The 24500-nt window shown below is 65.5% G+C and carries 21 protein-coding genes; 14 read left to right on the top strand and 7 right to left on the bottom strand.

Annotated elements, in window-relative coordinates; all coding sequences use genetic code 11:
* Window positions 1-54 precede the first annotated feature (54 nt).
* The 12 genes from AABD04_RS12600 to ppc all read left to right on the top strand — a co-directional run bounded on the left by AABD04_RS12600 (window position 55) and on the right by ppc (window position 13777).
* A complete protein-coding gene (locus AABD04_RS12600; RefSeq protein ID WP_243593115.1) occupies window positions 55-1308 on the top strand; it encodes a bifunctional 3,4-dihydroxy-2-butanone-4-phosphate synthase/GTP cyclohydrolase II in 1254 nt (417 codons plus the stop codon).
* On the top strand, window positions 1305-1802 hold the full coding sequence (ribH, locus tag AABD04_RS12595) for a 6,7-dimethyl-8-ribityllumazine synthase (protein WP_341441379.1): 498 nt from the start codon (window positions 1305-1307) through the stop codon (window positions 1800-1802). Before AABD04_RS12600 ends, ribH begins: the two co-directional genes overlap by 4 nt.
* Window positions 1803-1831: 29 nt before the next feature.
* Window positions 1832-2290 carry a PH domain-containing protein gene (locus AABD04_RS12590; protein WP_341443031.1) on the top strand — a complete coding sequence of 153 codons (459 nt, stop codon included), beginning with the start codon at window positions 1832-1834 and terminating at the stop codon, window positions 2288-2290.
* Between the two features lie 71 nt (window positions 2291-2361).
* A complete protein-coding gene (gene uvrC / locus AABD04_RS12585; RefSeq protein ID WP_341441378.1) occupies window positions 2362-4449 on the top strand; it encodes an excinuclease ABC subunit UvrC in 2088 nt (695 codons plus the stop codon).
* 83 nt (window positions 4450-4532) lie between these two features.
* Entirely contained in the window at window positions 4533-5399 is an 867-nt protein-coding gene (rapZ, locus tag AABD04_RS12580) for an RNase adapter RapZ (RefSeq protein ID WP_341443030.1), read from the top strand.
* Window positions 5396-6421, top strand: coding sequence for a gluconeogenesis factor YvcK family protein (locus AABD04_RS12575; RefSeq protein ID WP_341441377.1), 1026 nt, complete (start codon window positions 5396-5398; stop codon window positions 6419-6421). The genes rapZ and AABD04_RS12575 overlap by 4 nt, the downstream gene beginning before the upstream one ends.
* On the top strand, window positions 6412-7395 hold the full coding sequence (whiA, locus tag AABD04_RS12570; protein WP_032398005.1) for a DNA-binding protein WhiA: 984 nt from the start codon (window positions 6412-6414) through the stop codon (window positions 7393-7395). The genes AABD04_RS12575 and whiA overlap by 10 nt, the downstream gene beginning before the upstream one ends.
* Window positions 7396-7515: 120 nt before the next feature.
* On the top strand, window positions 7516-8535 hold the full coding sequence (gap, locus tag AABD04_RS12565) for a type I glyceraldehyde-3-phosphate dehydrogenase (RefSeq protein WP_032365753.1): 1020 nt from the start codon (window positions 7516-7518) through the stop codon (window positions 8533-8535).
* A gap of 5 nt (window positions 8536-8540) precedes the next feature.
* On the top strand, window positions 8541-9752 hold the full coding sequence (locus AABD04_RS12560; RefSeq protein ID WP_243593111.1) for a phosphoglycerate kinase: 1212 nt from the start codon (window positions 8541-8543) through the stop codon (window positions 9750-9752).
* 3 nt (window positions 9753-9755) lie between these two features.
* Window positions 9756-10541 carry a triose-phosphate isomerase gene (gene tpiA, locus AABD04_RS12555; RefSeq protein ID WP_243593110.1) on the top strand — a complete coding sequence of 262 codons (786 nt, stop codon included), beginning with the start codon at window positions 9756-9758 and terminating at the stop codon, window positions 10539-10541.
* Window positions 10542-10660: 119 nt separating this feature from the next.
* Window positions 10661-10894: a preprotein translocase subunit SecG gene (secG, locus tag AABD04_RS12550; RefSeq protein ID WP_032398009.1), complete on the top strand. Its 234-nt coding sequence runs from the start codon at window positions 10661-10663 to the stop codon at window positions 10892-10894.
* A 51-nt stretch (window positions 10895-10945) separates the two neighbouring features.
* Window positions 10946-13777, top strand: coding sequence for a phosphoenolpyruvate carboxylase (gene ppc, locus AABD04_RS12545; RefSeq protein ID WP_341441374.1), 2832 nt, complete (start codon window positions 10946-10948; stop codon window positions 13775-13777).
* A gap of 217 nt (window positions 13778-13994) precedes the next feature.
* On the opposite strand, the gene pgl is transcribed toward ppc, so the two are convergent.
* Genes pgl through tkt form a run of 5 tightly spaced genes read right to left on the bottom strand, consistent with a single transcriptional unit; the run spans window position 13995 to window position 20429 of the window.
* On the bottom strand, window positions 13995-14741 hold the full coding sequence (gene pgl / locus AABD04_RS12540; RefSeq protein ID WP_341441373.1) for a 6-phosphogluconolactonase: 747 nt from the start codon (window positions 14739-14741) through the stop codon (window positions 13995-13997).
* Window positions 14734-15642 carry a glucose-6-phosphate dehydrogenase assembly protein OpcA gene (gene opcA / locus AABD04_RS12535; RefSeq protein ID WP_243593107.1) on the bottom strand — a complete coding sequence of 303 codons (909 nt, stop codon included), beginning with the start codon at window positions 15640-15642 and terminating at the stop codon, window positions 14734-14736. Before opcA ends, pgl begins: the two co-directional genes overlap by 8 nt.
* Window positions 15639-17195 (bottom strand): glucose-6-phosphate dehydrogenase, encoded by a 1557-nt coding sequence (gene zwf / locus AABD04_RS12530; protein WP_243593106.1) that lies wholly within the window; start codon window positions 17193-17195, stop codon window positions 15639-15641. The genes opcA and zwf overlap by 4 nt, the downstream gene beginning before the upstream one ends.
* Before the next feature lie 6 nt (window positions 17196-17201).
* Window positions 17202-18326 carry a transaldolase gene (gene tal, locus AABD04_RS12525; RefSeq protein ID WP_243609580.1) on the bottom strand — a complete coding sequence of 375 codons (1125 nt, stop codon included), beginning with the start codon at window positions 18324-18326 and terminating at the stop codon, window positions 17202-17204.
* A gap of 3 nt (window positions 18327-18329) precedes the next feature.
* Complete coding sequence (tkt, locus tag AABD04_RS12520; RefSeq protein ID WP_243593104.1) at window positions 18330-20429, bottom strand: transketolase; 2100 nt, start codon at window positions 20427-20429, stop codon at window positions 18330-18332.
* Window positions 20430-20839: 410 nt separating this feature from the next.
* Here tkt and AABD04_RS12515 point away from each other — a divergent pair, with 410 nt between their 5' ends.
* Window positions 20840-21847, top strand: coding sequence for a heme o synthase (locus AABD04_RS12515; RefSeq protein ID WP_308198091.1), 1008 nt, complete (start codon window positions 20840-20842; stop codon window positions 21845-21847).
* 22 nt (window positions 21848-21869) lie between these two features.
* On the opposite strand, the gene AABD04_RS12510 is transcribed toward AABD04_RS12515, so the two are convergent.
* On the bottom strand, window positions 21870-22835 hold the full coding sequence (locus tag AABD04_RS12510; protein ID WP_341441372.1) for a quinone oxidoreductase family protein: 966 nt from the start codon (window positions 22833-22835) through the stop codon (window positions 21870-21872).
* Between the two features lie 136 nt (window positions 22836-22971).
* Between AABD04_RS12510 and AABD04_RS12505 the strand changes: the two genes are divergently transcribed.
* On the top strand, window positions 22972-23343 hold the full coding sequence (locus AABD04_RS12505; protein WP_243593102.1) for a hypothetical protein: 372 nt from the start codon (window positions 22972-22974) through the stop codon (window positions 23341-23343).
* Between the two features lie 139 nt (window positions 23344-23482).
* Here the strand turns inward: AABD04_RS12505 and AABD04_RS12500 are convergent, their stop codons facing one another.
* Entirely contained in the window at window positions 23483-24487 is a 1005-nt protein-coding gene (locus AABD04_RS12500; RefSeq protein WP_341441371.1) for a COX15/CtaA family protein, read from the bottom strand.
* Window positions 24488-24500: the final 13 nt, after the last annotated feature.

The following is a 24500-nucleotide window of genomic DNA, read 5'->3' as shown; positions in this document are numbered from 1 at the left end:
TCGGAGAATTTACAGGGCGCTGAGCCAGGCCCGAGACGTATGGAGCACACCGTGGTGACCAGGTTCGACAGTATCGAGCGCGCAGTTGCGGACATCGCTGCGGGCAAAGCAGTGGTGGTCGTCGACGACGAGGACCGCGAGAACGAAGGCGACCTCATCTTCGCCGCGGAGAAGGCCACCCCGGAGCTGGTCGCCTTCATGGTCCGCTACACCTCGGGTTACCTGTGCGTTCCGCTGTCCGGTGAGGACTGCGACCGGCTCGGCCTGCCGCCTATGTTCGCTACCAACCAGGACAAGCACGGCACCGCCTACACCGTCACCGTCGACGCCCGCGAAGGCATCGGCACCGGTATCTCGGCCTCCGACCGAGCAGCCACGATGCGGCTGCTCGCAGACCCCGACACCGGCGCGAACGACTTCACCCGGCCCGGCCACGTCGTACCGCTGCGCGCCAAGGACGGTGGAGTGCTGCGTCGCCCCGGCCACACCGAGGCTGCCGTCGACCTGGCCCGGATGGCCGACCTGCGGCCCGCAGGCGTGATCTGCGAGATCGTCAGCCAGAAGGACGAGGGGGCGATGGCCCAGACCGACGAACTGCGTGTCTTCGCCGACGAACACGACCTCGCCCTCATCTCGATCGCCGACCTGATCGCCTGGCGTCGCAAGCACGAGAAGCACGTGGTCCGCGTCGCCGACGCCCGAATCCCCACCGGCCACGGCACGTTCCGCGCCGTCGGCTACCAGAGCATCTACGACGAGGTCGAACACGTAGCGCTCGTCCGCGGCGACATCGCCGGGCCCGACGGAGACGGCAGCGACGTGCTCGTTCGAGTGCACTCCGAATGCTTGACCGGCGACGTGTTCGGATCACTGCGCTGCGACTGCGGACCGCAATTGGACGCGGCCCTGGAAATGGTGGCCGCCGAGGAGCGCGGCATCGTGCTCTACATGCGCGGTCACGAAGGTCGCGGCATCGGTCTCCTGCACAAGCTGCAGGCCTACCAACTCCAGGACGCAGGCTCCGACACCGTCGACGCCAACCTGCAGCTCGGACTACCCGCCGACTCCCGCGACTACGGGATCGGAGCCCAGATCCTCGTCGATCTCGGTGTCTCCTCGATGCGGCTGCTGACGAACAACCCCGCCAAGCGAGTGGGACTCGACGGCTACGGATTGCACGTCACCGAGCGAGTTCCGATGCCGCTGCGCGCCAACGCGGAGAACCTCACCTACCTGCGCACCAAGCGCGACCGCATGGGCCACGACCTCACCGGTCTCGAGGAGTACGAGAACGGGGTCAACCCATGAGCGGCGAAGGCGAACCCACCCTGCAGCTCGCAGGCGCGAGTGATCTCAAGCTGGCGATCGTCGCCGGTCAGTGGCACCAGAAGATTTCGCAGGCGCTGCTCGACGGTGCGCTCCGCAAGGCCGAGTCGGCCGGGATTCAGGACGTCACGGTCATCCGTGTTGCCGGAGCCATCGAACTGCCCGTCGTCGCGCAGGAACTGGCCCGAAACCACGACGCCGTCGTCGCTCTCGGCGTCGTCATTCGCGGGGGCACACCGCATTTCGAGTACGTGTGCGACGCCGTGACGGCCGGACTGACGCGTGTGTCGCTGGACGAGGGCACCCCGGTCACCAACGGAGTGCTCACCACCAACGACGAGCAGCAGGCTCTCGATCGAGCTGGGTTGCCCGGTTCGTTCGAGGACAAGGGCGCGCAAGCCACGGCTGCCGCGATCGACACGGCTCTGACGCTCAAGCACCTGCGTCAGCCCTGGACGAATCAGGAGTTCAGGTGACCGGCAGCGCACCGTCCGCCGAGTGGGACATGGTCGTGAAGTCGCGCAAGTCGGCCCGCTACGCCATTGCGACAGCGGTGCTGCTCGTGGTGGCGCACTCGACCGTCGCCGTCCTGTTGCGCGTGTCGCCGACCGGGGTGTATTTCAGAACCGCCGACCAACTGGCAATGGCGGGAATCGGACTTCTTCTGGGAGGCCTGGCGCTCGTGCTGACGCGCCCGCGCATTCGCGTCGGGCCGGCCGGCGTCGCGGTGCGAAACCTGTTGTCGGAGCGTCTGATCGAGTGGGATCTGGTGCGGGGCCTGTCTTTCCCTGAGGGAGCGATGTGGGCCAGGATCGACATTCCCGACGACGAGTTCATCAACGTGATGGCCATCCAGTCCAACGATCGTGACCATGCGGTCGCGGCGGTACGTCAGTTCCGTACCCTCGAACGCAGATACGCACCCGCTGACTCCGTTCCGGACATCGCGGTAGATCAGGACTGACGTCGGACCTCTGCACCACGGCTGAGCTGCGGATGCGGAGAACGTCGGACCCGACGGCTAACGTGGATGCCGTGTCCGACCCCGCTACCTACCGCCCGGCCACCGGAACCATCCCGGTGGAGCCGGGGGTGTACAAATTTCGCGATCCGCACGGCCGTGTCGTCTACGTGGGAAAGGCCAAAAGCCTCCGCAGTCGGCTCAATTCCTATTTCGCAGACATAGCCTCGCTGCATCCGCGTACTCGCCAGATGGTCACCACCGCAGCATCGGTGGAGTGGACTGTGGTGACCACCGAAGTCGAGGCGCTGCAGCTCGAGTACAACTGGATCAAGGAGTTCGATCCTCGGTTCAACGTCCGCTACCGCGACGACAAGAGCTATCCGATGCTCGCGGTGACGATGAACGAGGAATACCCGCGGTTGTTCGTCTACCGCGGACCCAGACGCAAGGGTGTGCGCTATTTCGGTCCCTACGCGCATGCGTGGGCCATCCGCGAGACGCTGGATCTACTGCTGCGAGTGTTCCCCGCGCGTACGTGCTCGACCGGAGTGTTCAAGCGGCACAATCAGATCGGCAGACCCTGCCTGCTGGGTTACATCGACAAGTGCTCGGCACCGTGCGTCGGCCGGGTCAGCGCCGACGAGCATCGCGCCACCGTCGAGGACTTCTGCGACTTCTTGGCCGGAAAGACGGACAAGCTCGTGCGTCAGCTCGAGAAGAAGATGCAGGCGGCATCCGAGGACCTCGATTTCGAGACCGCCGCGCGTCTGCGAGACGACGTCGGTGCGCTGCGTCGGGCATTGGAGAAGCAGGCGGTGGTGCTGGGTGACGGCACCGACGCCGATCTCGTCGCCTTCGCCACCGATGCCCTGGAAGCTGCCGTTCAGGTCTTCCACGTACGAGGCGGCCGGGTTCGCGGGCAACGGGGCTGGGTGGTGGAGAAGGCAGGAGAGGTGATCGAACGCCAGGACGAGGCCGATCTGCCCGCTCTGGTCGAACAGTTTCTGACGCAGTTCTACGGCGAGCAGGCTGCCCTGTCCGCACAGGCGCCGGGCGGCAACGACGGTGGCTCGAATGCCGTTCCGCGAGAAGTGTTGGTTCCGGTCCTGCCGGACAACGCCGACGAGGTGCAGATCTGGCTCAGTGAACTGAGAGGGTCGAACGTGACCCTTCGGGTTCCTCAGCGCGGCGACAAGAAAGCGTTGGCAGAGACCGTCGAACGCAACGCGAAAGAGGCGCTGCAGCAGCACAAGCTCAAGCGCGCGGGCGATTTCACGTCGAGATCCGCAGCGCTGCAGGGCATTCAGGAAGCGCTCGATCTCGATTCGGCACCGCTGCGCATCGAATGCATCGACATCTCCCACGTTCAGGGAACCGATGTGGTGGCCTCGCTCGTCGTCTTCGAGGACGGGTTGCCCCGCAAGAGCGACTACCGCCACTACGCGATCAAGGAAGCGGCAGGCGACGGGCATTCCGACGATGTCGCCAGCATCGCCGAGGTGACCCGACGTCGATTCCTGCGACATTCCGCCGATGGTTCGACCGGGTCCGGAGGCGACCTGGCCCCCGAAGCGGCGTTGGATCCACAGACCGGAAGACCGCGCAAATTCGCGTACCCACCGAACCTGTTCGTCGTCGACGGCGGTGCTCCTCAGGTCGCCGCCGCCGCGGCGGTACTGGACGAACTCGGTGTCACCGACGTTGCGGTGGTCGGTCTGGCGAAGCGGCTGGAGGAGGTGTGGGTTCCGGGCGAGGAAGATCCGGTCATCCTGCCTCGCACGAGCGAATCGTTGTATCTCCTGCAACGAGTTCGCGACGAGGCGCACCGCTTCGCGATCACGTTCCATCGCAGCAAGCGATCGCGGCGGATGACGGCCTCGGCGCTGGATTCGGTTCGCGGACTCGGCGAGTCGCGGCGCACCGCACTGGTCGCCCACTTCGGTTCGGTCGCCAACCTCAAGCGTGCGACGGTTGCGGAGATCATGGAGGTTCCGGGAATCGGCGAGACGACGGCCACGTCGGTGCTGGCCGCCCTCGGTTCCGACACGGACGGCGCCGATGTAGGCGATGATGGCAGCGCAACTGCAACGACATCGGGCGAGAACACGGCGGAACATGCGATCGCACCGCGTGTGGAATCGGCGGGACAGGCTTCGTAGTGAGCGAACACCAGACACAGGGACATCCACCGCCCGAAGAGAACCTCGAGCAGCCCTACGAGGCAGGGTCCGGGCACGACGAGATCGAAGTCGCGTTGGTGACGGGAGTTTCCGGTGCAGGATTGCGCACCGCAGCCAAGATCCTCGAGGACCTCGGCTGGTACGTCGCCGACAACCTGCCTCCTGAGCTCATTTCCAAGATGGTCGATCTCGGACTCGAGTCGAAGCCCCGAATCGAGCGACTGGCACTGGTGATGGACGTCCGCAGTCGGCTGTTCACCGGTGATCTGGGGTGGGTGGTGAAGGAACTCGACTCCAAGGGCGTGCGCAATCGCGTGCTCTTCCTCGACGCGTCCGACGCCGTGCTGATCCGTCGGTTCGAGTCCAACCGGCGTAGCCATCCACTACAGAACGACGGTCAGGACGGAACGCTGACCGAGGGCATCACCGCCGAACGGTTGCGGCTTGCCCAGGTCAAGGCAGCGGCCGATCTCACGGTGGACACCACATCGCTCTCGGTGCATCAGCTGCGCCGCAAGATCGAGACGGTGTTCGGTGACGCCGACACCACCGGCGTCGGCGTCACCGTGCAGTCCTTCGGGTTCAAATACGGCCTGCCGATGGACGCCGACCTGGTCTGCGACGTGCGATTTCTGCCCAATCCGCACTGGGTTCCCGAGTTGCGCGAACACAGCGGTCAGGATGCGGACGTTCGCGACTACGTGCTGGGGCAGGACGGGGCACGCGACTATCTGCAGACGTACACGCACCTGCTGAATCTGACGATCGAGGGGTACGTGCGGGAAGGCAAGAGATACATGACGGTGGCCGTGGGCTGCACCGGAGGGAAGCATCGAAGTGTCGCGATGACCGAGGCACTGGCCGGGTTACTCGCCGAGCAGGGTGATGTGTCGGTGCGTGTGCTGCATCGGGATCTGGGTCGCGAATGAGTCAGGATCACACCACGGCATCGGGGGCCGGCCTCAGGATCGTCGCCCTCGGAGGCGGTCACGGGCTGTACGCCACGCTCTCGGCGGCAAGGTTGCTCGCACACGACGTCACTGCCATCGTCACCGTCGCCGACGACGGTGGATCCTCGGGGCGGCTGCGGGCCGAACTCGGCGTCATTCCGCCCGGGGACCTGCGCATGGCGTTGGCCGCACTGGCGCGCTCCGACGACCGAACGCAGTTGTGGACCGACGTGCTGCAGCACCGCTTCGGTGGCACGGGTGCGTTGGCCGGACATTCTGTGGGCAACCTCATCCTCGCCGGCCTCACCGAGGTGTTGGGCGACCCGATCGCTGCACTGGACGAAATGGTGCGGATGCTCGGAATCGACGGACGAGTGCTGCCGATGTCGCCCATCGCACTCGACATCGAGGCGGACGTCTCCGGTCTGGAGGACGACCCTCGGGTGAGCCGCGTCATCCGGGGTCAGGTGGCAGTGGCCACGACTCCGGGCAAGGTTCGCCGCGTGCGACTGCTTCCACCCGAACCGCCCGCGTCCGCGGATGCACTCGCGGCCATCGAGGGGGCCGACCTGGTGGTGCTCGGACCGGGATCGTGGTTTTCGAGCGTGATCCCGCACGTACTGGTGCCGGATCAGCTCACCGCGCTGGCTCGCACGAGCGCGCCGAAGGTACTCGTGCTGAACCTGGCACCCGAACTGGGGGAGACCACCGGATTCTCCGCCGAGCGGCATGTCCACGTACTCTCCCAACACGCACCTGATTTGGGAATCGACTACGTATTGGTCGATTCCGCCTCGGTCCCGGAAGGCAGCAACCGCGAGCACGTAGCGCGGGCCGCAGCCCGGCTCGGTGCCGAGGTCGTCTACGTCGACGTTGCCGAAAACGGCACCCACGCACATCATTACGGCAAGCTTGCTGCGGCTCTCGGCTCCATCGTGTCGTCCACCGACGGCACCGAACCGACCGCCGCGCGCAGAGAGGGGATCACTTCGTGGCCATGACAGCGGAGGTCAAGGACGAGCTGAGCAGGCTCACCGTCAGTCAGGTCAGTTGCCGCAAGGCCGAGGTGTCCGCACTCCTGCGATTCGCCGGTGGACTGCACATCGTGGCTGGCCGGGTGGTGGTCGAGGCCGAGGTGGACCTCGGGTCCATCGCGAGACGACTGCGTCGCGAGATCTTCGAGCTGTACGGCTACTCCTCCGACGTGCACATGCTCGGTGCAGGCGGGCTCCGCAAGACCTCGCGCTACGTGGTCCGGGTGGCCAAGGACGGCGAGGCGCTGGCCCGGCAGACCGGCCTGTTGGATCTGCGCGGTCGTCCGGTTCGGGGCCTGCCCGCGCAGGTCGTCGGCGGCACGGTGGGGGACTCCGAGGCCGCATGGCGTGGCGCGTTCCTGGCACACGGTTCGCTCACCGAACCGGGTCGATCCTCGGCCCTGGAGATCAGCTGTCCCGGACCGGAGGCAGCACTCGCGCTGGTCGGAGCCGCTCGGCGCCTCGGGGTGGCCGCCAAGGCTCGTGAAGTCCGCGGCACCGATCGAGTGGTCGTCCGCGACGGCGAAGCGATCGGAGCCCTGCTCACCCGAATGGGAGCGCAGGACACCCGGCTGATCTGGGAAGAACGACGCATGCGACGCGAAGTCAGAGCCACCGCGAATCGACTCGCCAACTTCGACGACGCCAACCTGCGTCGCTCGGCCAGAGCGGCAGTCGCGGCCGCAGCGCGTGTCGAGCGGGCCCTGCACATTCTCGGCGACGACGTGCCGGATCATCTGGCCGCCGCAGGCTCGCTTCGAGTCCAGCATCGGCAGGCGTCGTTGGAAGAGCTCGGCCAGTTGGCCGATCCGCCGATGACCAAGGACGCCGTGGCAGGTCGAATTCGACGCCTGCTGTCCATGGCCGACCGCAAGGCCAAGGAGACCGGGATTCCCGACACCGAGTCCGCGGTCACCGCCGAGCTGCTCGACGAGGCATGATCGCCCCGACGACGTGATGCGCGCGCTCTGCCTGCGCGCACACTAGGGTGGGTACCGCGTGTGGCACCCCGCACGCCGGCACAATCAGACATCTGTTTTCACAACTTTTAGGAGCGAACAGTGACGATCCGGGTAGGCGTCAACGGCTTCGGCCGCATCGGGCGTAACTTCTTCAGGGCTGTCGACGCGCAGAAGGCGCTCGGTACCACCGACATCGAAATCGTTGCTGTCAACGACCTGACCGACAACGCATCGCTCGCACACCTGCTCAAGTACGACTCGATCCTGGGCCGCTTGCCGCACGACGTCTCGCTCGAGGGCGAGGACACCATCGTCGTCGGCGGCCAGAAGATCAAGGCACTGTCGCTGCGCGAGGGCCCGTCCGCACTTCCGTGGGGTGACCTGGGCGTCGACGTCGTCGTCGAGTCCACCGGCATCTTCACCGACGCTGCGAAGGCTCAGGGCCACATCGACGCCGGTGCCAAGAAGGTCATCATCTCCGCGCCCGCCAAGGGCGAGGACATCACCATCGTGATGGGCGTCAACGACGACAAGTACGACGGCAGCCAGAACATCATCTCCAACGCGTCGTGCACCACCAACTGCCTCGGCCCCATCGCCAAGGTTCTCGACGACGAGTTCGGCATCGTCTCCGGTCTCATGACCACCATCCACGCGTACACGCAGGATCAGAACCTCCAGGACGGCCCGCACAGCGATCTGCGTCGCGCCCGCGCTGCAGCTCTCAACGTGGTGCCCACCGGCACCGGCGCGGCCAAGGCCATCGGCCTGGTCCTCCCGCAGCTGCTCGGCAAGCTCGACGGCTACGCGCTCCGGGTACCGATCCCCACCGGCTCGGTCACCGACCTCACCGCACTGTTGAAGAAGAAGGCCAGCGCCGACGACATCAACGCCGCGATGAAGGCAGCTGCCGAGGGTCCCCTCAAGGGCATTCTGAAGTACAACACCGACCCGATCGTGTCCTCGGACATCGTCACCGACCCGCACTCGTCGATCTTCGACGCGCCGCTGACGAAGGTCATCGACGACCAGGTCAAGATCGTCTCCTGGTACGACAACGAGTGGGGCTACTCCAACCGCCTCGCCGACCTCATCGGTCTCGTCGGCAAGTCCCTCTGACACCGATGGCTGTCAAGACACTGCAGGATCTGCTCGATGCCGGTGTCGAAGGCCGTGGCGTCCTCGTGCGATCGGACTTCAACGTCCCGCTCGAGGACGGCACGATCACCGATCCCGGCCGTATCCAGGCGTCGATCCCGACTCTTCGGGCCCTGGTCGAGGCCGGTGCCAAGGTCATCGTCACCGCGCATCTCGGTCGTCCCGACGGCAAGCCCGACGCGAAGTACAGCCTGGCTCCGGTGGCAGCGAAGCTCGGGGAGCTGCTCGGACGCCATGTTCAGCTCGCGGGCGACGTGGTGGGCCAAGATGCCGAGGCTCGCGCCGAGGGTCTGACCGACGGCGACGTGCTGCTGCTCGAGAACATTCGCTTCGATCCCCGTGAGACCAGCAAGGACGAGTCCGAGCGAGCTGCTCTGGCACGTGAGCTCGTTGCGTTGGCCGGCGACGACGCGGCGTTCGTCTCCGACGGATTCGGCGTCGTGCACCGCAAGCAGGCGTCGGTCTACGACGTGGCGCAGTTGCTGCCCCACTACGCGGGCACCCTCGTCGCGGCCGAGGTCGAGGTGCTGGCCAAGCTCACCGAGGACGCTGCGCGTCCGTATGCGGTGGTGCTCGGCGGCTCCAAGGTCTCGGACAAGCTCGGCGTCATCGAGGCATTGGCTCCCAAGGTCGACACCCTCGTCATCGGCGGCGGAATGGCCTTCACTTTCCTTGCGGCACAAGGTTATTCGGTCGGAAACTCGCTCCTTCAGGAGGATCAGATCGGAGTCTGCAAGGACCTGCTCGAGCGTTTCGGCGACGTGATCCACCTGCCCGTCGACATCGTCGTCGGGGACAAGTTCGCTGCAGACGCCGAGGCGAAGACCGTCAAGGCGTCCGAGATTCCGGACGGCTGGATGGGCCTGGACATAGGGCCGGACTCGGTCAGTCGTTTCGCCGTCGTCCTCTCGAATGCCAAGACCGTCTTCTGGAACGGACCGGCCGGAGTGTTCGAGTTCGACAAGTTCGCGGCCGGAACCAAGGGCATTGCCGAAGCGATCATCGGAGCCACCGAGAAGGGCGCGTTCAGCGTCGTCGGCGGCGGCGATTCCGCGGCTGCCGTGCGCACCCTCGGACTGCCCGACGACGGCTTCTCGCACATCTCCACCGGCGGTGGTGCATCCCTCGAATACCTCGAAGGCAAGCAGCTCCCCGGCCTATCCGTCCTGGAGGCGTAACGCATGGCACGTAAGCCGCTCATCGCGGGCAACTGGAAGATGAACCTCAATCACCTCGAGGCCATCTCGCTGGTGCAGAAGATCGCGTTCTCGTTGCCCGAGAAGTACTTCGACAAGGTCGACGTGACGGTGATCCCGCCGTTCACCGACATCCGCAGCGTGCAGACTCTGGTCGAGGGCGACAAACTCCTCCTCACCTACGGTGCACAGGACGTCTCGTCCGAGGACAAGGGTGCTTTCACCGGCGAGATCAGCGGATCGATGCTGGCCAAGCTGGGGTGCACCTTCGTCGTCGTCGGTCACTCCGAACGACGCACGCTGCACAGCGAGGACGACGCCGTCGTACTCGCCAAGACGAAGGCGGCCCTGAAGAACGGCCTCACTCCGATCGTGTGCATCGGCGAGGGTCTGAACATCCGGGAGGCCGGCGAGCACGTGGCCTACAACGTCACCCAGCTGCGTGGTTCGCTCAGCGGACTGTCGGCCGACGATATCTCCAAGATCGTCATCGCCTACGAGCCGGTGTGGGCGATCGGCACCGGCCGGGTCGCGTCGGCGTCGGACGCTCAGGAAGTGTGCGGTGCAATTCGCGAGGAACTGAAGGCGCTGTCCTCCGACGAGGTCGCCGCCGGAGTGCGCGTGCTGTACGGCGGTTCGGTGAACGCGAAGAACGTCGGCGAGATCGTCGGTCAGCCCGACGTCGACGGCGCACTGGTCGGTGGCGCTTCGCTCAAGGCAGACGAGTTCGCCACGTTGTCTGCCATCGCCGCAGGCGGCCCCTTGCCCTGATCGGTCATCGGCACCGCTGGACAGACCTGGTTTCGGACACCTCGCTTCGGCGGGGTGTCCGAAGCCGTTCGCGGGGCCAGGTAGGCTGCTGAAGGCATCGAATCGAGTTTGAGGTGGACATGGATCTGTTTCTGGATATTCTGCTGGTCATCACCAGCCTGGCACTGATCTTGCTGATCCTGCTGCATCGCGGCAAGGGTGGCGGATTGTCCAGCCTGTTCGGTGGCGGAGTGCAGTCCAGCCTCTCCGGTTCCACGGTCGTGGAGAAGAATCTCGATCGCCTCACCGTCTTCACCGGCATCATCTGGCTCATCGCCATCCTCGGTATCGGTCTGGAGATCAAGTACACCTGATCCACCTCGGCTCCGAGTGCGAGTTGGTCGCGAAGCGACGATACTGAGTGGATGAGCGAATCCTCCTACGACTCAGTCGGATCCCCAGCCTTCGTTCCACCGACAGCTCAGGGTCGGGAGTTGACCGAGCCACTCCGTGAGGACATCCGCTATCTCGGCGGCATCCTGGGTGAGATCATCCGTGAGCACGAAGGCGACGACGTATTCGACCTGATCGAGGCGGCACGCGTCGAGTCCTTCGCGGTACGCAGATCCGAGATCGAGCGAGACGATTCGGTCGGTCGCTACACCGACGTCGAAGTGGCTCGAGCAGTTCCACTCATTCGAGCATTCAGTCACTTCTCATTGCTGGCCAATCTTGCCGAGGACCTGCACCGCGAGCGCCGACGCGCGATTCACCTCGACCGCGAGGATCCGCCGCAGGACAGCAGTCTCGACGCCACCTGGCTCAAGATCGATTCGGCAGCACCGTCGCGCGAGCAGGTGGCCGCGGCACTGACGGACGCGCTGGTGGCTCCGGTGATCACCGCACACCCCACCGAGACGCGTCGCCGGACCGTGTTCGATGTCCAATCGAAGATCACCGAACTGATGCGCCGCCGCGATGTCGCCACTGCCGCTCGCGAGGGCAAGGCCGCCAGTGCCGCGAAGGAACTGGCCGCCATCGACGTGCAGATCCGCAGGCAGGTGCTGACTCTGTGGGAGACGGCTCTGATTCGGTTGTCGCGCTTGCGGATTCAGGACGAGATCGAGGTCGGACTCCGATACTTCGAGTCCTCCCTGTTCGACGTCATGCCCGCCCTCAACGCGGATGTGCGCGCCGCTCTGCGCGCGCGGTGGCCCGAGGACGACCTGCTGCCGCGTCCCATTCTGCGCCCTGGCTCGTGGATCGGCGGTGACCGCGACGGTAACCCGAACGTCACCGCGGACGTGGTCCACACCGCGACACATCAGGCGGGGTACGTCGCGTTCGAGCACTACCTGGACGAGCTGGTCGGGCTGGAGAAGGAACTCTCGATGTCCGCGCGCCTGGTGGACGTCACCGAGGATCTCGCAGCTCTGGCCGGCGCATCGGCCGAGCCGGACGATCGCCGATCGGACGAACCGTATCGCGTCGCTGTCGTCGGCATCCGGGCCCGTCTCACGGCCACTGCCGAGGCGGTACTCGACGCCGTGCCGGTCTCCGGGATCGACCTCGGGGCGCAGCAGTACGACGGTCCACAGGCCATTCTCGACGACCTCGACATCATCGACCGTGCTCTACGCGCCGACGGAGATGCCTTGATCGCCGACGATCGTCTGCTGCGGCTCCGACAGTCGGTCGAGACGTTCGGCTTCCATCTGCAGGCATTGGACATGCGGCAGAACTCCGAGACCCACGAGGAAGTGGTCGCCGAGCTGCTGGCGTGGGCCGGTGTTCACTCCGACTACATGTCCCTCGAAGAGGACGAGCGGGTCTCGGTGCTGTCGCAGGAACTCGCGACCAGGCGGCCGCTCGTCGGCCCCAACGCGCAGCTCAGTGAGCTCGCCACCAAGGAACTGGGCATCGTCAGGGCGGCCAAGGAGGCTATCGATCACCTGGGCCCCGACACCATCCAGAACTACATCATCAGTATGTGTCAGTCGGTCAGCGACATGCTCGAAGCGGCGTTGCTGCTCAAGGAAGCAGGCATCTTCGACCCTGGCACCGACGGCTCCTCACCCACGTCGACCGTCGGCGTGGTTCCGCTGTTCGAGACCATCGAGGACCTTCAGCAGGGTGCGGCGACGCTGCTCGCCACGCTCGACGTTCCGATCTACCGCGCGCTGGTGGCCGGGCGCGGCATGAATCAGGAAGTCATGCTCGGATATTCGGACTCGAACAAGGACGGTGGGTACCTCGCGGCGAACTGGGCGCTCTACCGTGCCGAGTTGGACCTGCTCGAAGCATCGCGCAAGACGGGAATTCGACTGCGACTCTTCCATGGTCGCGGTGGCACGGTCGGCCGCGGCGGCGGCCCCAGCTACGACGCGATCCTGGCGCAGCCGCCCGGCGTGGTGCAGGGATCCCTGCGCCTGACCGAACAGGGCGAGATCATCGCGGCGAAGTACGCCGAGCCGTCCATGGCGCGCCGCAACCTCGAGTCCCTGGTTGCGGGAACCCTCGAATCGACTTTGCTGGACGTCGAGGGCCTCGGGGACGGCGCAGAAGCCGCATACGACGTCCTGGACGACCTCGCGGCGAAAGCCCGCGCGGCGTACGGCCGGCTGGTGCACGAGGAGCCCGGTTTCGTCGAATACTTCCGCACGTCGACGCCGGTGGCGGAGGTCGGCGAGCTGAACATCGGCTCCCGTCCGGCATCGAGGAAGCCGACGAACTCGGTGTACGACCTGCGTGCCATCCCGTGGGTGATGTCGTGGAGTCAGTGCCGCGTCATGCTGCCCGGGTGGTACGGCACCGGTTCGGCGTTCGAGGAGTGGGTCGGCGACGACGATTCCAAGCTCGATGTGCTGACCGACCTCTATCGAAAGTGGCCGTTCTTCCAGACGGTGCTGTCCAACCTCGCGCAGGTCATGGCCAAGTCGGACCTGGGTATCGCGGCGCGCTACGCCGAGTTGGTTCCGGACGCCGATCTGCGGGCCCGGATCTTCGGCATGATCGAGGCAGAGCACGCCACGACGGTGCGGATGTACCTGAAGATCACCGGCCACAGTCGACTGCTCGAAGACAACCCGTCCCTGGAGCGCTCCGTGCACAACCGGTTCCCGTACCTCGAACCACTCAATCAGATGCAGGTCGAGATGCTGCGCCGTTACCGCAGCGGTGACGACGACGAGCGCGTCAAGCGTGGAATCCTGTTGACGATGAACGGTCTGGCGACTGCGCTGCGCAACAGCGGCTAGCGACGGGGGGAGGAACCGGTCGGCGGTCGGTCGCGTCCAACGAGGTATGAGGCAGTGCAGCAACGACACCGATGCCTGGCGAGACGGATCCGCCTACCGCGCGAACGGTAGGCGGATCCGTAACTCGACGACAGGACGTGCCTGGGGCGTCAGCGAGTACGAGGGCAATCGGCCGAGATGTGACCCCGACGCCGCCGAACCCACCTGAGCGGGTAGATCAGACAGTGTCCAGCTTGGACGCTGCGCCGGCATCGAGGAACCAGACAGTCGATTCGGTGCCCAGCGCGCCGGCCGACGGGATGTCGTCGGGATCGGCCCCGCCGACCGCCGCGGCAACGGCATCGGCCTTGTTCGCTCCCGATACGAGCAGCCACACGTGCTGTGCGCGGCGAACGGCGGGCAGCGTCAATGTGATTCGCACAGGCGGAGGCTTGGGGGAGTCCTCGACTGCCACGACGAACCGATGCTGTTCCCGGACTGCATCGGTGTGGGGGAACAGCGAATTGATGTGCCCCTCGCCGCCCATTCCCAGCAGGTGGATGTCGAAAGTGGGCGTCGGCTCGCTCTCGGATCCGGAATGCAGGGTCTGCGCATACGCCGCCGCGGCCACCTCGGGATCGCTTCCGTGAGGTCCGTCGGACGCGGCCATCCGGAAAATGCGATCCGGATGCACGTCGACGTGATCGAACAGTGCCTCCGAAGCCTGTACCTCGTTGCGTTCGGAATCACCCGAGGGCAAGAATCGCTCGTCGCCGAAGTAGATGTCGACGGCGGCCCAGTCGATGGATCCGGAATCCTGGAGAAGCGCCTCCAACAGGGCGATACCCGTGCCACCTCCGGTGAGCACCACCGAGGCCGAGCCTCGCTCGGCCTGCGCGGCCGTGACGACCTCCACGAATCGAGACCGGGCGGCGTCGACCAACGCCTGCGAGTCCAGGTACTGAAGGACCGATGTCTTACTCATAGCTCACTTTCGACAGTCCGTGCAGGGCCAGTTCGTAGATCTCGTCCGTGTCGAGTCGGCGCAGTTCCTCGGCCAGGCACTCGCGGGTGTTGCGTCGGGCGAGTGCCACCTCGGCGTCGGGCTGCCCGGTGCGCCGCAACGTGGCGGTCTTGCCGGTCTGCGGACGCGTCAACGAGATGCTGCTGTTCTCTCTGATCAGCTCCACCTTCAGTTCACCCGCTCGGCGATACACCGGCACGTCCAGTTTGGCGGCCAGCCAACCGGCCAGGATGTCGAGGGCCGGCTCCTCGGCCAGTCCCGATACCGTCGCCGAGACGACCGCCTCGTACGGAGCCTGGTCGAGGGCAGTGGCCAACAGACCGCGCCAGTAGGTGATGCGGCTCCACGAAAGGTCGGTGTCACCCTCGGTGTAGCTGCTCAACCGCCCCTTGATGGTCGCGGTCGTGTCGGGGGAATTGGTGGCATCGGTGATTCGCCGAATTGCCAAGCGGCCCAGCGGATCCTTCGCCGGAACTGCAGGTGCCTCGTCGGGCCACCATGCCACGATCGGGGTGTCGGGAAGCAGGAACGGAATGACCACGCTGTGCTCGTGATCAGCGAGCTCGCCGTTGAGGCGCAACACGACCACCTCCGACGCACCCGCGTCACCGCCGACGCGAATCTGGGCGTCGAGGCGCGACTCGGCCGACCGATCGCCGTGAATGAGGACGATGACGCGGCACGGATGCTCGCGGCTCGCCTCGTTCGCTGCGTCGATCGCTCGCTCGGCCTTGGCCGGATCGCGACTGGCGACGATCAGTGTCAGGACACGGCCGATCGTCACCGCGCCACCTGCCTCGCGAACCTCCACCAACTTCTTGCCGACCTCGGCCGTCGTCGTGGCGGGGATATCGACAATCACGGCCTTCTCCATTCGCGTCCGGTGCGGTGCATCATCTCGTCACCCGAGGAAGGACCCCAGGTGCCGGCTTCGTACGGTTCCGCAGTGCCACCCGACGCCCAGAAGTCGAGGATCGGGTCGAGGATCTTCCACGACAGTTCGACCTCCGCGTTGACCGGGAACAGCGAGGGCTCGCCGAGCAACACGTCGAGGATGAGTCGCTCGTATGCCTCCGGCGAGGATTCGGTGAACGCCTGGCCGTAGCTGAAGTCCATGCTGACGTCGCGCACTTGCATGCTCGATCCCGGCACCTTCGAACCGAACCGCATCGTCACGCCCTCGTCGGGCTGGACCCTGATCACCAGCGCATTCTGGCCCAGCTCTTCGGTCATCGTGGCATCGAAGGGCAGATGTGGAGCACGTTTGAACACCATGGCGATTTCGGTGACTCGGCGGCCGAGCGCCTTACCGGTACGAAGATAGAACGGAACTCCACCCCACCGTCGCGTATCCACCTCGAGGGTGATGGCAGCGTAGGTTTCCGTGTTGGACTCGGAGTCGAAACCCTCCTCTTCCTTGAGCCCCTTCACTTTCTGGCTGCCCTGCCACCCTGCGGAGTACTGACCGCGAGCGGAGGTGCGATCGAGTGGTTCGGCGAGCTTGGTTGCAGAGAGCACCTTGATCTTCTCCGACTGCAGCTCCTTGGGGTTGAAGCTGACCGGCTCCTCCATCGCAGTGATGGCGAGCAGCTGCAGAAGGTGATTCTGGATGACGTCGCGGGCCGCTCCGATGCCGTCGTAATACCCTGCGCGACCGCCCAATCCGATGTCCTCGGCCATCGTGATCTGAACGTGGTCGACATAGTGCGCGTTCCAGATCGGATCGAACAACTGGTTGGCGAAGCGCAGTGCCAGGATGTTCTGCACCGTCTCCTTGCCGAGATAGTGGTCGATGCGAAACACGGTGTCCTCGGGGAACACTCGGTTCACGACCGCGTTGAGCTCTTTCGCGCTCTGCAGGTCGTGTCCGAACGGCTTCTCGATGACGACGCGTCGCCAATTGCCGTCGTTGCTCTGTGCCAGGCCGGATCGAGACAGCTGCTCGAGGACGACGGGGAACGCGCTGGGCGGGATGGACAGATAGAAGGCGTGATTGCCGCCGGTGCCACGGGTCTCGTCGAGCTCGGTCAGCGTTCGGGACAGCTCGTCGAACGCCGCGTCGTCGTCGAACGTGCCCTGGACGAAGCGGAATCCCTCGGCGAGGGTGTTCCACACCTCCTCGCTGAACGGTGTTCGTGCGTGATCGCGCACGGAGTCGTGCACGATCTTGGCGAAGTCCTGGTTCTGCCATTCCCGCCGGGCAAATCCGACCAGGGCGAAACCGGGGGGTAGGAGCCCCCGGTTCGCCAGGTCGTACACCGCAGGCATGAGCTTCTTACGCGCGAGATCGCCGGTCACCCCGAAGATGACCATGCTGCACGGGCCCGCAATGCGGGGGAGTCGTTTGTCTCGTGCGTCGCGGAGAGGATTGAGCCAGTCCGCGGAGTGGAGAGGTTCGGTTTCTGCGGTGGGCACAGTCGGTCAGCTCTTCTGACCTGCTTGGCGAAGCTGCTCGCCGGTGGCCTCGAGCAACTCGTTCCAGGCCGCCTCGAACTTCTGCACGCCCTCGTTCTCCAACGTCACGAACACGTCCGAGATGTCGATTCCGAGAGCCGAGATGCGGTCGAAGATCTCCTGTGATTCCGGTCCCTTGCCCGAGACGGTGTCGCCGACGATCTCGCCGTGATCGGCAACTGCGTCCATGGTCTTCTCCGGCATCGTGTTCACAGTGTTCGGTGAGACGAGCTCGGTGACGTACATGGTGTCCGGGTAGGCGTCGGACTTGACGCCGGTCGAGGCCCACAGGGGCCGCTGTGGACGCGCGCCACTGCCGACGAGCTCGCGGAACCGGGGAGCGACCTCGAAGATCTGCTGGTACGCAACGTACGCGAGACGAGCATTGGCCAGAGCAGCTTTGCCCTTGAGTGCCTCGGCGTCGGGGGTGCCGATCGCGTCGAGTCGGGAATCGATCTCGCTGTCCACCCGGGAGACGAAGAACGACGCCACGGAGTGGATCTTGTCGAGGTCGTGACCGGCTGCGCGCGCCTTCTCCAGACCGTCGAGGTAGGCGTTCATCACCAGTTCGTAGCGCTCGACGGAAAAGATGAGCGTGACGTTGACGCTGATGCCCTCGCCGATCACCTTGGCGATGGCCGGAATTCCGGCTTCGGTGGCCGGAATCTTGATGAGCAGGTTCGGGCGGTCGACGATCTTCCACAGTTCGACGGCCTGCTCGTACGTCTTGTCGGCGTCGTGTGCCATGCGGGGATCGACCTCGATCGACACCCGTCCGTCGACGCCTGCACTTGCCTCGTACTGCGGCATCAGGATGTCGCACGCTTCGCGGACGTCGTCGGTCGTGACCGTGCGGATCGTGGTCTCGACGTCGGCACCTTCGCCGGCGAGCTTGGTGACCTGCTCGTTGTACGCGTCGCCCTTGCTCAGCGCCGCCTGGAAGATCGACGGGTTGGTCGTCACGCCCACGACACTCTTGGTGTCGATGAGGTCCTTCAAGTTGCCCGAGCGGATGCGATCACGGGACAGGTCGTCCAGCCATACCGAGATACCGGCGGTGGAGAGCTCTGCGAGATTCTTGTTCTGGGTCATGGATTATCCCTTCACGTTGGTGATGGAGCGCTGAGCGGCTGCGGTGACGGCCTCGGCGGTGAAGCCGAACTCGCGGAAAAGTGTTGCAGCGTCGGCAGATTCGCCGTAGTGCTCGAGCGAGATGATCTCGCCGAAGCCGCCGACGATCTTCCACCACGGCATTGCGATGCCGGCTTCGATCGACACTCGTGCCTTGACGGTGGGTGGGATCACCTGGTCGCGGTAGTTCTGGTCCTGGCTCTCGAACCACTCGACACACGGCATCGAGACGACGCGGGCGGCGATGCCCTGATCCTCCAGCTGCTTCTGCGCCTCGACCGCGTACTGCAACTCGGAACCGGTGCCGATCAGTACGACGTCCGGTGTCGCCTTGGACGACTCGACGAGGATGTATCCGCCCTTCGACACGCCCTCGAAGCTGGTGCCCTCGAGAATCGGGATGCCCTGACGCGTCAGCGCGAGGCCGACGGGTCCGCTGCTGCTGGACTTGGCCAGCACGGCCTGCCATGCGAACGCGGTCTCGTTGGCGTCGCCGGGCCGCACCACCGACAGGTTGGGGATGGCCCGCAGCGCCGCGAGGTGCTCGACCGGCTGGTGCGTCGGGCCGTCCTCACCGAGGCCGACGGAATCGTGTGTCCACACGTAGATGGGGTCGATGTCCATCAACGACGCGAGTCGCACTGCCGGCCGCATGTAGTCGCTGAACTGCATGAACGTTCCGCCGTACGCGCGGGTGGGGCCGTGCATGACGATGCCGGACAGGATGGCACCCATCGCGTGCTCACGGATGCCGAAGTGCAGCGTGCGGCCGTACGGCTCGGCGTCCCAATCGTCGGTGGAGATCGACGTGGGGCCGAAGGACTTCGCACCCTTGATCGTCGTGTTGTTGCTGCCGGCGAGGTCGGCCGAGCCGCCCCACAGTTCCGGGAGAACTGGTCCGACGGCGTTGAGGACCTCGCCCGACGCCGCACGCGTGGCGACGGCCTTGCTGCCGGGCTCCCAGGTGGGCAGAACGTCGGTCCAGTTCTCGGGCAACGTGCCCTGAGTCAGTCGATCCAGCAGCTTCTTGCGCTCGGGCTCGCGCGCGGCCCAGGCCTCGAATTCGACGGTCCAGTCGGCGTGCGCCTTGCGGCCGCGTTCCTGCAGTTTGCGGGTGTGGCCGATGACCTCGTCGGTGACCTCGAACGTCTTGGCGGGGTCGAAATCGAGTGCCTGCTTGACCTTGGCGATCTCCTCATCGCCCAGTGCGGCACCGTGGACTGCACCGGTGTTCATCATGGTGGGAGCCGGGAAACCGATGATGGTGCGCAGCACGATGATCGACGGTTTGTCGGTGACGGCCTTCGCGGCCTCGATGGCCTCTTCGATGGCGGTGACGTTCTCGCCACCCTCGACCACCTGCACGTGCCAGCCGTAGGCCTCGTAGCGAGCGGCCGTGTTCTCGGACAGGGCGATGTCGGTGGAGTGCTCGATGGAGATCTTGTTGTCGTCGTAGAACAGGATCAGGTTGCCGAGCTGCTGAGTACCTGCCAGCGACGACGCCTCGGACGTGACGCCTTCTTCGATGTCGCCGTCGGAAGCGACGACGTAGATGAAGTGATCGAACGGGCTGTCGCCGAGAGCGGGCTCGGGATCGAACAATCCGCGCTCGCGGCGCGCCGCCATTGCCATGCCCACAGCGGAGGCCAGACCCTGACCGAGCGGGCCGGTGGTGATCTCGACGCCGTCGGTGTGACGGAACTCCGGGTGTCCGGGAGTCTTGGACTTGTAGGTGCGCAGTGCCTCGATGTCGGCGAGTTCGAGTCCGAAACCGCCCAAGTAGAGCTGCAGGTACAGCGTCAGGCTCGAGTGGCCGCACGAGAGCACGAATCGGTCGCGGCCGATCCAGTGCGTATCGGTCGGATCGTGGCGCATGGTGCGCTGGAAGAGGGTGTAGGCGAGGGGAGCAAGGCTCATCGCGGTTCCGGGGTGGCCGTTGCCGACCTTCTGCACTGCGTCCGCTGCCAGAACACGAACGGTGTCGACCGCTCGGGTGTCCAGGTCCGTCCAGTCGCTCGGGTGGTGCGCCGTGGTGAGGACGTCAATATCGTCTGTGATCGACACGAGCAGAAATCTCCTGACATTCGTTCGAGTTGTGGCTCCGAGGAATCGTCGCTCGGCGGCGACTGCCACGCGCCTTGGTGGAGCGCGCACGCAGCCGGTGCCGAAGGACGTCCTCCACCAGCCTAGTTCTGTCCGACCCTACTGTCGTGCCTTCCCCCGGGCGATTGCGCGCGGGCGACTCGTAGGCGCCACATTCCGCACTTTGGGTGCCCTGCGAATTGGCGGTGCAAACCCCGCCGTCTACCATCGGTTGTAGTAGGCGCACGTTCGCCGGCTCACGCGGCAGTTGATGCGGACGATCACGCGTGCGCTCCGGCGTCCAGGTGTCGCCATGGAGATCGATCCGCGTGCCGGTGGCACGTGAGCAAGTGGCCCAGCGCCAGAGAACGACAGTCGTGCAAGGAGACGCAGTGCGAATTGGGCAGCAGTCGGGCGGACACGGTTTCGCCGGCGGCCCCGGATTCGGAGCAGGCGACGAAGGCGCTGCCGCCCAGGCCGCACCGGCGACGTCCGCCCCGCGCAGAGCGTTCGCACTCTTTCTTGCGTACGTTGCGCTGACGAAGCCCAGGGTCATCGAACTTCTTCTCGTCACGACCATTCCCGCGATGCTGCTCGCAGACCGCGGGAACGTCGATCCGTGGCTGATCCTCACCACGCTCTTCGGGGGAATGCTGGCCGCGGCCAGCGCCAACACCCTGAACATGGTGGTCGACGCAGACATCGACAAGGTGATGAAGCGCACCGAGAAGCGCCCCCTCGCCCGTGGTGCCATGCCTGTCTCGCATGCCCTGATATTCGGGCTCGTACTGGGCGTGTTCTCGTTCTTCTGGCTGTGGGCCACCACGAACCTGCTCAGCGGTGTGCTCGCCGTCGTGACGATCTGCTTCTACATCTTCGTCTACACCCTCGTGCTCAAACGGCGCACGTCGCAGAACGTGGTGTGGGGCGGCGCGGCCGGATGTATGCCGGTGATGATCGGCTGGTCCGCCGTGACCGGCACGATCGGGTGGCAGGCACTGGTGATGTTCCTGGTGATCTTCCTGTGGACGCCACCGCATACCTGGGCCCTCATGCTTCGGTACAAGGAGGACTACCAGGCCGCCAATGTGCCGATGCTGCCTGCTGTCGCCTCGGAAACCAAGGTCACCAAGCACATCGTGCTCTACGCCTGGGCCACCGTCGCCGCGACGTTGGCGCTGGCACCGGGCTCGGGCGTCGTGTACGCGGCCGTTGCCGTGGCGTCGGGAGTGTGGTTCCTCGTGGTGGCACATCGCCTGTACGCAGGCGTGCGAGCGGGAACTCCGGTCAAGCCGCTCAAGCTGTTCATTCTCTCCAACGAATACCTGGCACTGGTGTTCTGCGGCCTGGCCGTCGACTCGGTTCTCGGCTGGCAGACGCTCGCCCAGCTCCTGTCCTGAGCGAGCGTCCAGCAGGTACCTGTCAGGGAACGAGCACGATCGACCCGGTCGTCCTCCGTGACTCCAGGTCGGTGTGGGCAGTCGCCGCGTCCGCCAACGCATACCGCGCACCGATCTCCACGCTGAGAGCGCCGCTCGACATCGCCGCGAAGACGTCCCCGGCGCGCCATTCCAACTCGGCCCGGTCTCGGATGTGATGGGCAAGCGTGGGCCTGGTCAGAAACAGAGATCCTGCGCCGTTCAACCGCTGTGGATCCATGGGCGGCACCGGACCGCTCGCGGCACCGAACAGAGCGAGCGTCCCTCTGATCCGAAGCGACGCAAGACTTGCCTCGAACGTATCGGCACCGACGCCGTCGTACACCGCATCCACACCCTCGCCGTCGGTGATTTCACGCACGCGCGCGGCGATGTCCTCGTCGTAGCGCACCACGTGGGCTGCACCGGCATGACTCGACCGCTCGGCCTTCGCATCCGTGGAGACCGTGGTGATCACGTTCACGCCCTTCGCCACCGCCATCTGCGTCAACAACAGTCCGACGCCACCAGCGCCTGCATGTACCAGCACGGTGTCGCCCCGCTGAGCGGGATAGGTGGACTCGATCAGGTAGTGCGCCGTCATGCCCTGGAGTAGCGCCGATGCAGCCTGATCGGCAGGTACGCCGTCGGGAACCGCGATGGCCGAGGGGGCGTCGACCAGGACGTGTTCGGCGTAGCTACCCGGTGCTGCAGCCCAGGCGACGCGATGTCCCGGTGCAAATTCGGTGACGTCCGCTCCGACCTGTTCGATCACCCCCGATCCCTCGTCGCCGGGAACGTACGGAAGCGCGCGTGGGTACAGGCCGCGTCGGAAGTACGTGTCGATGTAGTTGATGCCGATGGCGTCGGTGCGGACCAGCAGCTGCCCGGGCCCTGGCGTCGGTATCGGAATGTCGACAACTTTCATGACCTCGGGTCCGCCGATGGTTTCTACTCGAATGGCACGCATGAACACCGTTGTACACGGACCGGCCGCGCCCGAGTGCACAAATCCGGTGGATGCGGGCGGGGAGTCGAAGTTACCGATCAGTAACGACTCGACGGGTCGTTGTGGGCGCGATGGGCGACCTCGGTATCGTGACGGCATGGCTACCGAAATCGACAGTGCGGGCATCGAGAAGAACGAGTCGAACGACGTTCCCAAGGGAACGCTCGCGGCAGTGAAGAGCTTCCTCGCCGATCATGGCAACTCCGCGAGTGTGGTGATCCAGCCGGTCGGTCGGGCCGGAACTCGGCTCACCATGGTCGGTGCCGACGGCGTCCTGGGGGACCAGGTGGTGCCGACGACTGCAATCGCCCGCGCGATCGTCGACGGTCTGGACGAGTTGACCGAGGCCGAATGGGACCGCGAGCTGGTCAGTTCGGTCAATCCGGCCCCCGGGCACCACGAGAAGATGGCCGGCTGGGTAGCCGGTCAGAAAAAGTTCCCGAAGGCGCGCAACCAGGCGATCGTCTGAGCGGAGAAAAGTCGAAAAAATTGTTCGATTCGACGGGAACCATCTCGGTACCCGGTGCGTCGAAGTCAGTGGAGGGGCAGTCGGCCATCTGAGGGGGAGGTCGGCTGCCCCTCCACCCTGTTCGAAGTTCGACCGATCGTCACGAGCGAACTGCGACGTCCTCGGCGGTCTCGATCTTCTCGGATACGGCCGGGCCACGGGTGCGGCAGGCCGCCCACACGGCTGCGGTGGCGGCGGTACATGCGCCCGCACCGGCCACGTGGAAGGCGACGAGTACGGCCGGAACCCCGGTGAAGTACTGGACCAGTCCGATCAGAGACTGTGCGAGCACCAGGACGATCAGGACATTGAGTCGAAACGTGACGGCCTTCGGAGCCCGAACTGCATACAGGGCGAATACCAGACCGACCAGCAGGGCAAGGTAGCCGACCAGGAATTGAGAGTGTGCGTGCACCAGCGTCACGATCTCGATACCGAGGCGCGGTACCGGTTCTTCGATGCTCTTGTCGCCCGCGTGCGGCCCGGCCCCGGTCACCATGGTGCCCGCGATCAGTACGCCTGCCAGCGCGATCCCGGACAGCCCCGTCAGCGCTCGCAGCGCAGCAGGCACCGTGGGCGTCGACTCCGATGGCGCATCGCTTTCACCGACCTTGGCGTACAGGAGCGTGGCCAGCCACACCATCGCCATCGACACGACGAGGTGAACGGCGACCGTCCACCACAGCAGTCCGGTCAGCACGGTGAATCCGCCGATCACGGCCTGCACGACGGTACCGAGTGGCATCAGCCACGCGAAGAACAGCACTCCGCGACGACGCCGCGCCCTGGTGACGGCGATGACGACAGCGGCGGCCGAGAGAACGACGACGAAGGTGAGCAGACGATTGCCGAACTCGACGGCCTGGTGCAAGACCGGTACCTCGGACACCCCGACGGGAGTGAAGCTACCCGGGAAGCACTGCGGCCAGGTGGGACAGCCGAGACCGGATCCCGTCACGCGAACGACGGAACCGGTGACCGCGATGCCACCCTGGGTCAGTATCGCGATGAACGCCAGCACTCGCTGCACACGAAGCGACGGCAGTGGCAGGAGATCGACGACGCGCAGGAATACGCCATAGAGCTTCCGTAGGAGGTAGGGCACTCCACGATGGTAA

This window comes from Rhodococcoides navarretei, from assembly GCF_038069675.1.
GTDB classification, from domain to species: Bacteria; Actinomycetota; Actinomycetes; order Mycobacteriales; family Mycobacteriaceae; genus Rhodococcoides; species Rhodococcoides navarretei.
This window is presented reverse-complemented; position numbering and strand designations above follow the sequence as displayed.